Origin of the sequence: Rhizobacter sp. Root404 (genome assembly GCF_001425865.1) — a bacterium.
Taxonomy (GTDB): Bacteria; Pseudomonadota; Gammaproteobacteria; order Burkholderiales; family Burkholderiaceae_C; genus LMDS01.
Genome location: NZ_LMDS01000005.1, coordinates 264434 through 278302, shown reverse-complemented (window position 1 = coordinate 278302; position 13869 = coordinate 264434). Strand labels below are relative to the sequence as shown.

The following is a 13869-nucleotide window of genomic DNA, read 5'->3' as shown; positions in this document are numbered from 1 at the left end:
GACACGGCGCCAGGCCCTGCGCTCGATGGGCGTGCTCGCGCTGTCGATCGGTGCGGGCGAGATCGCCTTCGGCGCCAGCATCGTCGCGGTGCGGGTCTGGCCGGCGGCCGACTACACCCGCGTGACGATCGAGTCCGACCAGCCGCTCGCGCAGAAGCATTTCATGGCCGAGAACCCGAGCCGGCTCGTGATCGACATCGACGGCCTCGAGCTCAGTCCGGCATTGCGCGACCTGGTCGGCAAGGTCCGCGCCGACGACCCGTTCATCGCCGGCGTGCGCGCCGGCCAGAACCAGCCGCGCGTCGTGCGCATGGTGATCGACCTGAAGCAGCCGACCGCGCCGCAGCTGTTCACGCTCGCGCCGGTCGCGGCCTACCGGCACCGGCTCGTGTTCGACCTGTATCCGACGCAGGAGCGCGACCCGCTGCTCGCGCTGATCCGCGAGCGCGAGGTCTCGGAGAAGCAGGCTGCCAAGGCAGTGCAGGACGCGCTCGGCGAGTTCATCGGCAAGATGGAGCAGCCGCCCGGCAGCGCCAACCCGCCGGTCGCGCAACTTCCGCCCGCGCCGGGCGCGGCGCTGCCGCCCATCGCCGCCACGCCGATCCCGCCGCCGCAGGTGCAGACGCCGGCGCCGCTGCCGCCCTCGGTGCAGGGCAAGATCGACCGGCTGATCGTCGTCGCGATCGACCCCGGCCACGGCGGCGAGGACCCCGGCGCGAGCGGCCCGAGCGGCCTGCACGAGAAGGACGTGGTGCTGCAGATCGCGCTGCAGCTGCGCGACCGCATCAACGCGATGCCCAACATGCGCGCGATGCTGACCCGCGACTCCGACTTCTTCGTGCCGCTGCACGAGCGGGTGCGCAAGGCGCAGCGGGTGCAGGCCGACCTGTTCGTGTCGATCCACGCCGACGCCTTCATCACGCCGCAGGCGCGCGGTGCGTCGGTGTTCGCGTTGAGCCAGGGCGGCGCCAGCAGCGCCGCCGCGCGCTGGATGGCCAACCGCGAGAACGCCGCCGACGCGATCGGCGGCGTCAACATCAAGGCCAAGGACGCCGCCGTGCTGCGCGCGCTGCTCGACATGAGCACCACCGCGCAGATCCGCGACAGCCTGAAGCTCGGCGGCGAGGTGCTGGGCCAGATCGGCCGGGTCGGCAAGCTGCACAAGGGCAGCGTCGAGCAGGCCGGCTTCGCGGTGCTGAAGGCGCCCGACATCCCGTCGATCCTGGTCGAGTCCGCGTTCATCTCCAATCCGGAAGAGGAAGCCAAGCTGCGCGACCCCGCGTATCAGGCGCAGCTGGTGCACGCGCTCGGCGTCGGGATCCAGCGCTACTTCGCGAAAAACCCGCCGCTGGCCAGATCGCGCCAGCTCTAAGCCAGACGGAGCAGCTTCAGCGCGCGTCGGTGCGTCCGCGACGACGGATCGGCCAGCTCCTGCAAGACGCTCATGTGATTGCGCCGCGGCACGATCTCCGCGCCGATCACCGAGCGCGGCCACTTCTGCGCGATCAGCGCGGACTGGCGCAGGAACTCCTCGCTCTCGTCGCCGCCGACCACCGTGACCATCCGGCCATGTGGCTGCGGCATGAACGCCGGACTCAGGCGCCGCGCCGAGGCGGCCGTCAGGTTCAGGTCCGGTGCGAGGAACGGTGCGCGACGCAGCGGCTCCAGCTCGAACAGGCCGGAGATCGGCAGCGCCGCCTTCACCAGATCGGCCGGCAGATCCGGCGCCGCCGCGCGCCAGTCGCACGCCAGCATCATCGCCGCGAGATGACCGCCGGCCGAGTGGCCCGCGACGACGATGCGCCGCGGATCGCCGCCGTATTCGGCCGCATGCCGGTGCACCCAGGCCAGCGCCCGCACCATCTGCATCACGATCTGCTCGACGCTGACCGCCGGGCAGAGTGCATAGCCCGGCAACACCACCATCGCCCCGGCCGCGACAAACGGCGGCGCGATGAAGCTCTGATCCCGCTTGCCCAGCGCGCGCCAGTAGCCGCCGTGGATGTAGACCAGCACCGGCGATCCGGGCGCCGTTGCAGGGAACACGTCGAGCCGTTCGGTCGGCTCGTCGCCGTACGCCGCCTCCACCATGCGCGGGCTCGCCGCGCGGGCACGAACGGATTCGTCATACCAATGCGCGAGGATGGAGGGATGCTCCGGAATGCGCGCCCGGTTGTTGTACTGCGCGTCGAACCACGCGGGCGAAGGTCGATCCAGGGGCGTGTCCATCATGCGACCGCCGGCCGCTTGGCGCCGTTCGTCCTGACACCGTTCGACTTGGCCCGGTGCCGGGCCGGCACGTGGCCCGATTCGCGCAGCGCCGCGTCGATCAACGCGTCGGCCATCCACAGCGCGACGCGCTCGACCTCGCGATCGGGCAGGCCCCAGATGTCCTTCAGGATCACGTACGGCTCGATGCCGTAGACGACCGACAGCGCCCGGTGCAGCCGGTCGCGCGTCGCCGCGGTCATCAGCGGCGCGAGCGGCTCGATCGCGTGCTGCAGGATGCGCACGCGGTGGCCGCGCCGGTAAGGCTCCTCCTCGAGCAGGCCGGCGCGCTCCAGCGCCCACTGCTCGAGCGACAGCTGCGCGGCCGCGCGCAGTTGCGCCTCGAACTCCTTGAAGCGCGGGAAGGTCTGCGCGAACAGCTCGTGCACCCGTTCGCGCCCGCTCGGGTTGTCGGACGCCAGGATCCGCACCGGGCCGAGCGAGCTGTCGATCACCGCGGTGACGAGCGCGCTGCGGCTGGGGAAGTAACGGTAGGCGGTGGCCCGCGACACGTTCGAGCGCACCGCGACCTCGGCCACCGACGGGATGTGCCCGCTCTGCCGGATGATGTTCATCGCGGTGTCGAGCAGCAACCGGAAGGTCGCGGCCTTGACGCCGCGCTCGGGCGGCAGCGGGGCCTCGCTCGGCTGGTGCTTCAGGCGTGCCATGGGGTTTGTCCGGGGTCGGGAAGGGATGGCATCGCTTGTAGAGGTCGGGGGTCGGCACGTATGATGCACCGATCCCGATTTGAGACGCAAGTCTCATATTCACCGATCCCGCGTCGGCCGGACTTCCGGCAAGAACCGCGGGGCACCACGGAGACAAGACTCGATGCGCATGGCCAGCTGGCAATGGGGCGGACGCGATCACGTCGGCACGATCTCGCCGGACGGTCGCGAGGCCACGCCGCTTGCGGTCGCCGATCCGGCGCGCGGCGTGCTGGCGTTGATCGAAGCGCTGGCCCGCGGCGAGCCGCTGCCCTCGCCCTCCAGCGCCCGGCTGCCGGTCGAGGTGCTGACGCTGCGCGCGCCGCTGCCGCAGCCGCTGCGCAGCCTGTTCTGCGTCGGCCGCAACTACCACGCCCACGCGAAGGAACTGGCCGGCACGGTGTTCCGCGAGTCCATGCCGCTCGAGGACCCGTGGCCGATCGTCTTCACCAAGCTGCCGCAGTGCGTGGTCGGCCCGTTCGATACGGTGCGCCTGCCGGGCGCGCAGGTCTCGGCGCAGATCGACTACGAGTCGGAACTGGCCGTGGTGATCGGGCGCGGCGGGCGTGACATCCCGCGCTCGCACGCGATGGGCCACGTGTTCGGCTACACCATCGTCAACGACGTGACCGCGCGCGACGTGCAGATGCGCCACCAGCAGTGGGACCTCGGCAAGAGCTTCGACACCTTCTGCCCGATGGGCCCGTGGATGCGGACGAGCTCGATGGCCGTGAGACCCGCGTGCGGGGCTGGGTCAACGGCGCGCTGCGCCAGGACGGTTCGACGAAGGACCTGATCCACGACATCCCGAGCCTGATCGAGACCTGCTCGCGCGGCATCACGCTCCACCCCGGCGACGTGATCGCCACCGGCACGCCGGCCGGCGTCGGCATGGGGCTGAAGCCGCCGCAGTGGCTGAAGCGCGGCGACGTCGTGCGCATCGAGATCGACGGCATCGGCGCGATCGAGAACCGGTTCGAGTAGGCCATGGCATTCCACCTGATCCACCGCATCGCGGTGGACGACGACGGCGAAGGCCCGGTCGTCGTCTGCGTGCACGGCCTGGGCGGCAGCTCCAGCACCTGGACGCCGCTGATGCCGGCGCTGGCGCGCCACCGGGTCATTCGCATCGACCTGCCGGGCAGCGGCCGGTCGCAGCGGGTCGAGGGCGCCTTGTCGATCGACGGCTACGTCGCCGCGGTGCTCGGCGTGTGCGAGCGGCTCGGCATCGAGCGCGCGCACTGGCTCGGCCACTCGATGGGCACGATCGTTGTGCAGCACATCGCCGCGGCGCATCCCAAGCTCGTCGCTTCGGTCGCGCTGTTCGGCCCGCTGATCGCGCCGCCCGAGGCGGCCCGCACGGCGATCACCGCGCGCGCCGCCAAGGCGCGCGAAGGCCTGGCCGCGATGCACGAGATCACGCAGGCGCTGCTGAACGCGGCGATCTCCGCCGACACGCGCCAGCGCCAGCCGGTGGCCGTGGCCTTTGTGCGCGAGAGCCTGCTGCGGCAGGACGGCGACGCCTATGCGCGCAGTTGCGAGGCGCTGGCCGGCGCGCAGCCGGCCGCGGTCGAGACCATCACCGCGCCGGTGCTGCTCGTGACCGGCGACGAGGACGGCGTCGCCCCGCCGCAATCGGTGCGCGCGATGGCGGACCGGCTGCACGCCGCGAAGAACACCCGGGTGGTGGTGCTGCCGCGTTGCGGCCACTGGACGCCGATCGAGCGGCCCGAGGACTGCCAGCGCGAGTTGCGCGAGTTCCTGGCCGCCCACGCAAGGAGTTGAGCATGGCCGACGTGATGTTCACCAACGTGCGCGTCTTCGATGGCGGCGGCGAGGCGCCGTTCACCGGCGACGTGCTGGTGCAGGGCAACCGCATCTCGCGCGTCACGCGCACCGGTTTCGGCGCCCGCTCGATGCCGGTCGCCGGCGCGCAGGTGATCGACGGGGCCGGCGCCTTCCTGATGCCGGGCATGGTCGAGGCGCACACCCATTTCTCGTGGAACGACCAGCCGAGCCTCGACGCGATTCAGCGCATGCCGCCCGAGGAGCACATCCTGTGGTGCGCCGAGGTCGCGAAGCGCTACCTCGACATGGGCTGGACCAGCTGCGTCGGCGCCGCCGCCGCGAAGCCCCGGCTGGACGTGGTCACCCGCAACGCGATCAACGACGGCACGATCGTCGGCCCGCGTTACCTCGCCGCCAGCCAGGAGATCACCGTGCCGGGCGGCCTGGGCGACACGACACAGCCGCACCTGCCGCAACCGGAGTTCGCGTTCGGCGCGATCGTCAGCGGCGCGGAGGAGATGCGCCGCTGCGTGCGGATGTTCGCGAAGTACGGCGTCGACTCCGTGAAGATCAATCTCTCGGGCGAGTCGATCACCGGCATGCCGAGCGAGATGAGCCAGTTCACCGCGGAGGAGATTCGCGTCTGCGTCGAGGAGGCCAAGGCCTGGGGCAAGCGCGTCGCGGCGCACGCGCGTTCCAGCTGGGCCGTCAAGCAATGCGTGCGGCAGGGCATCGAGGTGATCTACCACGCGAGCTTCACCGATGAGGAGGCGCTCGACCTGCTCGAGGCCCACAAGACCGAGCACTTCATCGCCCCCGGGCTGGCCTGGCTGATCAACACCTGCCACCACGCCAGCGAGTGGGGCCTGACGCCCGAGGTCACGAAGAAGATGGGCTACCACCGCGAGCTGGAAGCGGCCATCGAGAGCATGCGCGCGATGCGCAAGCGCGGAATCCGCATCCTGCCGGGCGGCGACTATGGTTTCGCGTGGACGCCGCACGGCACCAACGCGAAGGACCTCGAGTACTTCGTCAAGTACGTCGGCATGAGCACGATGGAGGCGCTGCTGTCGGCCACCGCCTGGGGCGGTCCGATGATGCGGATGGGCAAGGTGCTCGGCTACATCCGCGAGGGGTACCTGGCGGACATCCTGCTGATCGACGGCGACCCGCTCGCCGACATCACCGTGCTGCAGGACAAGGCCCGCATCCTGGCGGTGATGAAGGACGGCGAGTTCCACCGCGCGCCCGACGTGCGCGGCGCCGTTCGGTCGACGACGCGCTGGGCCGCGTGAGGAGCACCGCGATGGCAGACACCCTCTTCACCAACGTCCGCATCCTCGACGGCACCGGCCAGAACCCGTTCACCGGCAGCGTGCTGGTCCAGGGCAACCGCATCCGCCAGGTCGGCCGCAGCACCGCGGCCATCGCCAGCGGCAACGCCGTCGTGATCGACGGTGCCGGCGCCACCCTGATGCCGGGGATGTGCGAGGCCCACACCCATTTCTCGTGGAACGACGCGGCCACGCTCGCGGCCATCCAGACCATGCCGCTCGAGGAGCATGTGCTGTGGTGCGCCAAGGTCGCGAAGCGCTACCTCGAGGCCGGCTTCACCTCCTGCGTCGGCGCCGCCTGCGCCAAGCCGCGGCTCGACGTGGTGATCCGCAACGCGATCAACGCCGGCCAGATTCCCGGCCCGCGTTACCTCGCGGCGAGCCAGGAGATCACCGTGCTCGGCGGCCTGGGCGACGAGACGCTGCCGCACCTGCCCTTTCCCGAGTTCAGCTTCGGCGTCAACATCAGCGGCGCCGACGAGATGCGCAAGGCGGTGCGGCTGTTCCTGAAGTACGGCGTCGACTCGATCAAGCTGAACCTGTCGGGCGACAACTTCACGCCGCAGTCGCCGTCCGAGACGACCTGGATGCTGGACGAGGAAGTGGCCGCCGCGATGCGCGAGGTCAAGATCCGCGGCAAGCGCGGCATCGCCCACGCCCGCTCGTCCGAAAGCGTCAAGCAGGCCCTGCGCCACGGCATCGACCTGATCTACCACGCGAGCTTCGTCGACAACGAGGCGCTGGACATGCTTGAGGCCGCGAAGGACCGCGTGTTCGTCGCGCCCGGCATCGCGATCCTCTACGCGATGCTGTACGAGGCCGAGGCCTTCGGCATCACCAACGCGATGGCCACGCAGATGGGCTACCAGATCGAATGGGACGCCGCCCAGGAATCGCTCGCCAAGATGCACAAGCGCGGCATCCGCGTGCTGCCCGGCGGCGACTACGGCTTCGCGTTCACGCCGCACTGCCAGAACGCGCGCGACCTGGAATTCTTCGTCAAGTACCTCGGCTTCACGCCGATGGAGGCGATCCGCTCGGCCACGCTGTACGGCGGCCAGATCATGATGAAGCCCGACGAGCTCGGCGTCGTCAAGGACGGCTACCTCGCCGACCTGCTGCTGGTCGATGGCGATCCGCTCGCCAATCTGGCGATCCTGCGCGATCCGAAGCGCATCCTCGCGGTGATGAAGGACGGCGTGTTCGCGAAGGCGCCGGCGATCGCCTCGCAGCGCGCGTGGGGTCGGGCCGCATGACGCTGACGCGCAAGCAGTGGGCGCTGTGGCTGCTGTTCGGCGGCCCGGTCGTCGTGTTCGCGGCCTGGGCGATCCCCGACAACCCGTCGCTGTTCTTCAAGACGCTGCTGAACGGGTTGACGCTCGCGTCGCTGTACTTCCTGGTCGCCAGCGGCTTCACGCTGGTGTTCGGGCTGATGCGCAACGTCAACCTCGCGCACGGCTCGCTGTACCTGTTCGGTGCCTATGTCGGCTGGTTCGTCGGCGAGCGCACCGGCTCGTGGGTGTTGGCGGTGATCGCGGGCTTCCTCGCCTCGGCGATCCTCGGCCTGGCGATGCAGCTGCTCGTGTTCCGCCACATGCAGGGCCAGGACCTGCGCCAGACGCTGGTGACGATCGGCCTGTCGATCGTGCTGGCCGACCTGATGCTGTGGATCTGGGGCGCGGAGATCTACACCTTCGACCCGCCCTCGTGGATCTACGGCTCGACGACGCTGCCGCTGATCAACAAGTTCCCGACCTACCGCCTCGCGGTGCTGCTCGCCTCGATCGCGATCGGTGTCGGCCTGTGGCTTCTGCTGGCCCGCACCCGCATCGGCATGATGATCCGCGCCGGCGTCGACGACCGCGGCATGCTCGCAGCCTCGGGCGTCAACGTGCAGCTGGTGTTCGCGCTGACCTTCGCGATCGGCGCCGGGCTGGCCGGGCTGGCCGGCGTCGTCGGCGGCACCGCGCTGTCGATCTCGCCCGGCGAGGACACACGCTACCTGCTGGCGTCGCTGGTCGTCGTGATCGTCGGCGGCATGGGCAGCGTCGTCGGTGCCGCGATCGGCGCGCTGCTGATCGGCTTGGCCGAGCAGTTCGGCCTCGCCTACGCACCGACCTACAGCGTCGTGTTCACCTTCGTGATCATGGTCGTCGCGCTGGCGTTCAAGCCGCGCGGGCTGATGGGGAAGAACACGTGAGCGCAGCGCAGTGGCGCAGGGCGATGAATTCGTCGGCGGCGGCGGCCACCGCCGCGCGCGCGTCGCACGGTGGTGTCGTGCAGCCGCTGCGGCCCACGGACACATTACCGCGGCCCTCTGCCGACCCATATACCTGGCTCGCGAGCCGGCTGCGCACGGTGCGCTGGCGCCACGCGATCGTCGCCGCGTTCGTGCTCGCCTACCCGTTCTTCGCGACGCCGTTCTTCACCTTCCAGATCGGCGCGCAGTCGCTCGCGCTCGGCCTCATCGCGCTGTCGCTGACCTTCCTCGGCGGCTACGGCGGAATGGTGTCGCTGGCGCAGATGACGGTCGCCGGCTTCGCGGCGTACCTGCTGGCGATCTTCGGCAGCAGCAGCAACGCCGCGATCAGCCTGGGCTGGCCGTGGTGGCTGGCGCTGGCGTTCGCGCTCACGCTGGCCACCGTGTTCGCCGCGGCGATCGGCTGGCTCTCGGTACGCACCGAAGGCATCTACACGATCATGATCACGCTGGCGATCGGCGTCGCATTCTTCTACCTCGCGCAGCAGAACTACACGCTGTTCAACGGCTTCCAGGGCTTCAGCAAGCTGGCCGCGCCGACCGTCTTCGGCATCGACTTCGCGCAGCCGCTGGCGTTCTATTTCCTGGTTCTGGCGTGCGCAGCGGCGGGGTACTTCTTCGTCAAGCACCTGATCCGCGCGCCGTTCGGCATCGCGCTGCAGGGCATCCGCGACAACCCGCGGCGCATGGCCTCGCTGGGCTTCAACGTCACCGCGCACCGGGTCGGCGCGTATGCGGTCACCGGCTTCCTCGCCGCGGTCGGCGGCGTGCTGATGGTCTGGTACAACGGCCGGATCTCCCCCGGGACGGTGGGCACCGGCGCGATGATCAACATCCTGATCGTCGCCGTGCTCGGCGGCATGCGGCACCCGATCGGCGCGTTCATCGGCGCGATCGTGTTCGTGCTGCTGCAGAACTTCGCGATCGACCTGGTCGACCGCGAACGCTTCAACCTCGTGATCGGCGGCGTGTTCCTCGCGATCGTTCTCTTCTCTCCCGACGGGCTGCTGGGGCTGTGGCAGAAGCTGCGCACTCGCCTGTCGTCGAACCGTGTCACTCACCCGCGGCACAGACCGCATTCATCAACGAAGAGCAGGAGCGAGACATGAGCAAGTACGGCAAGGTATTCGCGCGGAGCCTGATCGGCGCCGCGGCGACGTTCGCGGTGGTCGGCTTCGCGCAGGCCCAGGAGACGCTGAAGGTCGGGCTGCTGGCCTCGCTGGAAGGCCCGTTCGCGGCGCCGGGGCAGGACGGCATGCGCGGCGCCGACCTGGCGCTGAAGCAGAAGAACGGCATGGCCGGCGGCAAGAAGATCGAGTTCGTCAAGGTCTCGTCCGACGCGACGCCGGACAAGGCGGTCAACTCGACCCGCAAGGCGGTCGAGCAGGACAAGGTCCAGATCATGATCGGCCCGCTGTCGGGCGACGAAGGCATCGCGGTCAAGAACTACGCGAAGACGCAGCCGAACGTGACTTTCATCAACGGCTCGTCCGGCGCGCAGGCGGCCACGCTGACCGACCCGGCGCCGAACTTCTACCGCTTCAACACCGAGGGCGCGCAGTGGATGGTGGGCCTGGGCGAGCACGCGCTCGGCAAGGGCTACAAGAAGGTCTACCTGATCGCCGAGGACTACGGCTTCCCGTACTCGCAGGTGCAGGGCTTCATGGCCAGCTACTGCGCCAAGGGCGGCAAGGTGCTCGACAAGGCGTGGGTGCCGCTGGGCACCAAGGACTACTCGTCGGTGATCGCGAAGATCCCGAAGGACATCGACGCGCTGGTGGTCGTGCTCGGCGGCTCCGACGCCGTCAACTTCCTGACCCAGTACGAGCAGGCCGGCGGCGACAAGCCGATGGTCGGCGGCTCGATCACGGTCGACCAGACGGTGCTGAACTTCAAGGGCAAGCGCCGCGAATCGCTGCTCGGCACCGCCTCGGCCGGGCCGATGGCCGATTCGATCGACACGCCGGAGTGGAAGAAGTTCGTCGCCGATTACAAGGCCAACTTCAAGGACGGCTTCCCGAGCCCGTCGCTGTTCGCGTACCTGTACTACATCAATACCAAGGCGGCGCTCGATGCGCTCGACGCGGTCAAGGGTGACCTGTCCGGCGGCCAGAAGGCGTACCGCGACGCGCTGCAGAAGACCAACTTCAAGGGCCCGGCCGGCGACGTGAAGATCGACGCCAACCGCAACGGCGTCGGCACGACCTACATCACCGAAGTGGCCAAGGCGGCCGACGGCTCGTTCTACAACAAGGTGGTCAAGTCGGTGCCGAACATCTCGCAGACGCTCGGCCTGCCGGAAGCGGACTTCAAGAAGATGGGCCTGGGCACCCGCGACGTGCCGGACTGCAGGAAGTAAGTCGGGAAGGCAACGCGACGATGGCCTCGATCACCTCGCTCAGGACAGCGGCGCCGCGCGGCGCGGCGGCCGCATCGGCGACGAACCCCGGCGGGCAGCTGCTCTCCGGCGACGCGCTGACCCTGAGCGGCGTGACGCGGGCCTTCGGCGCGCTGCGGGCCGTCGACGACGTGTCGCTGAACGTCGCCGCCGGCCAGAAGTACGCGATCCTCGGCTCGAACGGCGCGGGCAAGACCACGCTGTTCAACGCGATCACCGGCGACTTCCCGCCGACCGCGGGCCGGATCCATTTCTTCGGCGAGGACATCACCGACCTGCCGCCGCACGAGCGCATCCGCAAGGGGCTGCGGCGCACCTACCAATCCTCGCTGCTGTTCCGCGACCTGACGGTGCGCGACAACCTGTTCCTCGCGGTGCGCGGCGTCGCCAGTGGCCGGTTCAGCTTCATGCGGCCGCGTGCCCACCAGGCGTCGACCGTGGCGACCGACGACCTGCTCGAGCGCGCGCGCCTGTCGCACATCGCCGACGAGCTGGTCGCGAACCTGGCGCACGGCCAGCAGCGCCAGCTCGAGATCGGCATGGCGCTGGCCGGCGCGCCGCGGCTGATCCTGTTCGACGAGCCGGCCGCGGGGCTGTCGCCGGCCGAACGCCGCGAGCTGGTCGCGCTGCTGACCTCGCTGCCGGCGCACATGAGCTTCGTGCTGATCGAGCACGACCTGGACATCGCGCTGCGGGTCGTCGACCGCGTCACCGTGATGCACAACGGCCGCGTGCTGCGCACCGGCTCGCCCGCCGAGATCGAAGGCGACGCGCAGGTGCAGGCGATCTACATGGGGAGCAAGCACTGATGGCGCCCCCAAGCTCACTGCGTTCGCGGCCCCCCGCGGGGGCGCCTCATCGCCTTCGGGCGGCCGGGCGGCGATGATGGCCTGGTTCTCGAAGGACCGCAACGGCCCGAAGAGTCGAGGCCCGGTGCTGGTCGTCGAAGGGCTCGACGTCTACTACGGCCGCGCCCACGCGCTGCAGTCGGTGAACCTGTCGATCGACCACGGCGTGCTCGGCATCGTCGGCCGCAATGGCATGGGCAAGACCACGCTGTGCAACGCGATCACCGGCCTGGTGCCGGCGCGGGGCAGCGTGCGCCTGCTCGGCGAGGAGATCCTCGGCCGCCCGCCGAACGAGATCACGCGCCGCGGCATCGCCTACGTGCCGCAGGGCCGGCGCGTCTGGCCGTCGCTGTCGGTCGACGAAACGCTCCGCCTGGTAGCCCGCCACCGGCGCGAGGTCGACCGCGTTTACGCGATGTTCCCGCGGCTGGCCGAGCGCAAGGGCAACGGCGGCGCGCAGCTCTCGGGCGGCGAGCAGCAGATGCTGGCGATCGGCCGCGCGCTGCTGCTCGAGCCGAAGCTGCTGGTGATGGACGAGCCGACCGAGGGCCTCGCGCCGGTCATCGTCGAGCAGGTCGCCCAGGCGCTGCGCGACCTGGCGGCCGACGGCGAGATCGCGGTGCTGCTGATCGAGCAGAACCTGGGCGTCGCGATGTCGGTGGCCGACCGGATCGGCGTGATGGTGAACGGCCGGATCGCGCAGGAGCTGCCGACCGCGCAGCTCGCCGCCGACCGCGAGTTGCAGGAGCGCCTGCTCGGCGTGCGCTCGGGCGGCCCCGACGACGCCGAGTCCGGTGTCGAGGCGGCACCTGCCTCCGACGATGCCGCGCCGATGCAGGTCTACACCGTGCGGCGCGCGCACGGCGACGGCGCGCCATCGCTCGACAGCGTCGCGCCGAACACGGTGCGCGGCTTCACCCGCTGGAACGCCGGCGGCACGGCCGCGCCGGCCGCCGACATCCCGCGCGCTGCGCCGCCACCCGAGCCGGCGCGCCCACCGGCCGCGCCCGCACCGCAGGTCTACGACTTCCCGGTCGCCGCCAGCAGCGTGCGCGCGGCCTATGTCGTCGGCACCTTCGACACCAAGGGCCGCGAACTGTTCTTCCTGCGCCAGTGCCTGGACCGGCTCGGCCTGCGGGTCGTCACGGTCGACCTGTCGACCTCCGGCAAGACGTCCACCGCCAGCGTGCACCCGCGCGAGGTCGCGCGCCACCACCCGCGCGGCGAGACCGCGGTGTTCGGCACCGACCGCGGCGAGTCGACCGCGGCGATGGCGCTCGCGTTCGAGGCCTTCGTGCGCACGCGGCGCGACCTGGGCGGCATCATCTCGGCCGGCGGCTCGGGCGGCACCTCGATGGCGAGCCAGGGCATGCGGGCGTTGCCGATCGGCTGCCCGAAGGTCATGGTCTCGACGATGGCCAGCGGCGACACGCGCCCCTACGTCGGCCCGAGCGACATCTGCATGATGTATTCGGTCACCGACGTGCAGGGCATCAACCGGATCAGCGAGAAGGTGCTCGCGAACGCCGCCCACGCACTGGCCGGCATGATCGCGCACCCCGCCCTGGCCTCGGAGATCGCCAAGCCGGCGCTCGGCCTGACGATGTTCGGCGTCACCACCCCGTGCGTGCAGGCGGTGACGAAGCGGCTCGAAGCGGAATACGACTGCCTGGTGTTCCACGCCACCGGCGTCGGCGGCCAGTCGATGGAAAAGCTGGCCGACTCGGGCCTGCTGGCCGGCGCGATCGACGTCTCCACGACCGAGATCGCCGACGAGATCGCCGGCGGCGCGCTGTCGGCCGGGCCGACGCGGCTCGATGTGTTCGCGCGCCACGCCCTGCCCTACGTCGGCTCGTGCGGTGCGCTCGACATGGTGAACTTCGGCGCCTGGGACACCGTGCCCGAGCGCTTCCGCGCCCGCAAGCTCTACCGCCACAACACCACTGTCACGCTGATGCGCACCACGGTCGACGAGAACCGCGCAATCGGCGCGTTCATCGCCGCCAAGCTGAACGCGATGCGCGGGCCGGTGCGCTTCCTGATTCCCGAAGGCGGCGTCTCGGCGATCGACCGACCCGGCCAGCCGTTCCACGACCCGGAGGCCGACCGCGCGCTGTTCGCGGCGATCGAACAGGATTTCCGCGGCGGCATCGACCGGAAGCTGATCCGCCTGCCGCTGCACATCAACGACGAGGCCTTCGCCGACGCGCTCGTCGCCGCCTGGCGCGAGATCGCCCAACCCGCGGCCGCGCGCCGCGCCTGACCC

Annotated in this window: 11 protein-coding genes and 2 pseudogenes; 11 read left to right on the top strand and 2 right to left on the bottom strand. The window is 70.3% G+C overall.

What is annotated here, in order from left to right; translation table 11 throughout:
• Positions 1-25: 25 nt before the first annotated feature.
• The gene (locus ASC76_RS15475) at positions 26-1372 is read left to right on the top strand and encodes an N-acetylmuramoyl-L-alanine amidase (RefSeq protein ID WP_056470904.1); all 1347 of its coding nucleotides are present in this window, start codon (positions 26-28) and stop codon (positions 1370-1372) included.
• On the opposite strand, the gene ASC76_RS15470 is transcribed toward ASC76_RS15475, so the two are convergent.
• Both ASC76_RS15470 and ASC76_RS15465 read right to left on the bottom strand, forming a co-directional pair.
• Positions 1369-2229 (bottom strand): alpha/beta hydrolase, encoded by an 861-nt coding sequence (locus ASC76_RS15470; protein WP_056468126.1) that lies wholly within the window; start codon positions 2227-2229, stop codon positions 1369-1371. The genes ASC76_RS15475 and ASC76_RS15470 overlap by 4 nt on opposite strands.
• Positions 2229-2936, bottom strand: a complete 708-nt coding sequence (locus tag ASC76_RS15465) for a TetR/AcrR family transcriptional regulator (RefSeq protein WP_056468123.1) — start codon at positions 2934-2936, stop codon at positions 2229-2231. Before ASC76_RS15465 ends, ASC76_RS15470 begins: the two co-directional genes overlap by 1 nt.
• Positions 2937-3099: 163 nt before the next feature.
• Here ASC76_RS15465 and ASC76_RS26630 point away from each other — a divergent pair.
• The 10 genes and pseudogenes from ASC76_RS26630 (at position 3100) to ASC76_RS25895 (ending at position 13866) form a co-directional block, all read left to right on the top strand.
• Positions 3100-3959: pseudogene (locus ASC76_RS26630) on the top strand (fumarylacetoacetate hydrolase family protein).
• A gap of 3 nt (positions 3960-3962) precedes the next feature.
• Complete coding sequence (locus ASC76_RS15455) at positions 3963-4760, top strand: alpha/beta fold hydrolase (protein ID WP_056468117.1); 798 nt, start codon at positions 3963-3965, stop codon at positions 4758-4760.
• A gap of 2 nt (positions 4761-4762) precedes the next feature.
• Entirely contained in the window at positions 4763-6058 is a 1296-nt protein-coding gene (locus tag ASC76_RS15450; RefSeq protein WP_056468116.1) for an amidohydrolase family protein, read from the top strand.
• Positions 6059-6069: 11 nt separating this feature from the next.
• The gene (locus tag ASC76_RS15445) at positions 6070-7353 is read left to right on the top strand and encodes an amidohydrolase family protein (protein WP_056468114.1); all 1284 of its coding nucleotides are present in this window, start codon (positions 6070-6072) and stop codon (positions 7351-7353) included.
• Entirely contained in the window at positions 7350-8297 is a 948-nt protein-coding gene (locus ASC76_RS15440) for a branched-chain amino acid ABC transporter permease (RefSeq protein WP_056468113.1), read from the top strand. Before ASC76_RS15445 ends, ASC76_RS15440 begins: the two co-directional genes overlap by 4 nt.
• 23 nt (positions 8298-8320) lie before the next feature.
• A complete protein-coding gene (locus ASC76_RS15435) occupies positions 8321-9466 on the top strand; it encodes a branched-chain amino acid ABC transporter permease (protein ID WP_082549331.1) in 1146 nt (381 codons plus the stop codon).
• Positions 9463-10716 (top strand): ABC transporter substrate-binding protein, encoded by a 1254-nt coding sequence (locus ASC76_RS15430; RefSeq protein ID WP_056468106.1) that lies wholly within the window; start codon positions 9463-9465, stop codon positions 10714-10716. Before ASC76_RS15435 ends, ASC76_RS15430 begins: the two co-directional genes overlap by 4 nt.
• A 20-nt stretch (positions 10717-10736) precedes the next feature.
• A complete protein-coding gene (locus ASC76_RS15425) occupies positions 10737-11564 on the top strand; it encodes an ABC transporter ATP-binding protein (RefSeq protein ID WP_082549213.1) in 828 nt (275 codons plus the stop codon).
• 73 nt (positions 11565-11637) lie between these two features.
• Positions 11638-12135 (top strand): annotated as a pseudogene (locus ASC76_RS26380) (ABC transporter ATP-binding protein); the annotation flags it as partial.
• Between the two features lie 516 nt (positions 12136-12651).
• Positions 12652-13866: a Tm-1-like ATP-binding domain-containing protein gene (locus tag ASC76_RS25895; protein ID WP_235580529.1), complete on the top strand. Its 1215-nt coding sequence runs from the start codon at positions 12652-12654 to the stop codon at positions 13864-13866.
• Positions 13867-13869 lie beyond the last annotated feature (3 nt).

Excerpts from the sequence above, each read along its gene's own strand:
- ASC76_RS15440 (WP_056468113.1), top strand. The coding sequence starts at position 7,350 with ATGACGCTGACGCGCAAGCAGTGGGCGCTGTGGCTGCTGTTCGGCGGC.
- ASC76_RS15465 (WP_056468123.1), bottom strand. The coding sequence starts at position 2,936 with ATGGCACGCCTGAAGCACCAGCCGAGCGAGGCCCCGCTGCCGCCCGAG.
- ASC76_RS15450 (WP_056468116.1), top strand. The coding sequence starts at position 4,763 with ATGGCCGACGTGATGTTCACCAACGTGCGCGTCTTCGATGGCGGCGGC.
- ASC76_RS15430 (WP_056468106.1), top strand. The coding sequence starts at position 9,463 with ATGAGCAAGTACGGCAAGGTATTCGCGCGGAGCCTGATCGGCGCCGCG.
- ASC76_RS15470 (WP_056468126.1), bottom strand. The coding sequence starts at position 2,229 with ATGGACACGCCCCTGGATCGACCTTCGCCCGCGTGGTTCGACGCGCAG.
- ASC76_RS15425 (WP_082549213.1), top strand. The coding sequence starts at position 10,737 with ATGGCCTCGATCACCTCGCTCAGGACAGCGGCGCCGCGCGGCGCGGCG.
- ASC76_RS15435 (WP_082549331.1), top strand. The coding sequence starts at position 8,321 with ATGAATTCGTCGGCGGCGGCGGCCACCGCCGCGCGCGCGTCGCACGGT.
- ASC76_RS15455 (WP_056468117.1), top strand. The coding sequence starts at position 3,963 with ATGGCATTCCACCTGATCCACCGCATCGCGGTGGACGACGACGGCGAA.
- ASC76_RS15475 (WP_056470904.1), top strand. The coding sequence starts at position 26 with ATGGGCGTGCTCGCGCTGTCGATCGGTGCGGGCGAGATCGCCTTCGGC.
- ASC76_RS15445 (WP_056468114.1), top strand. The coding sequence starts at position 6,070 with ATGGCAGACACCCTCTTCACCAACGTCCGCATCCTCGACGGCACCGGC.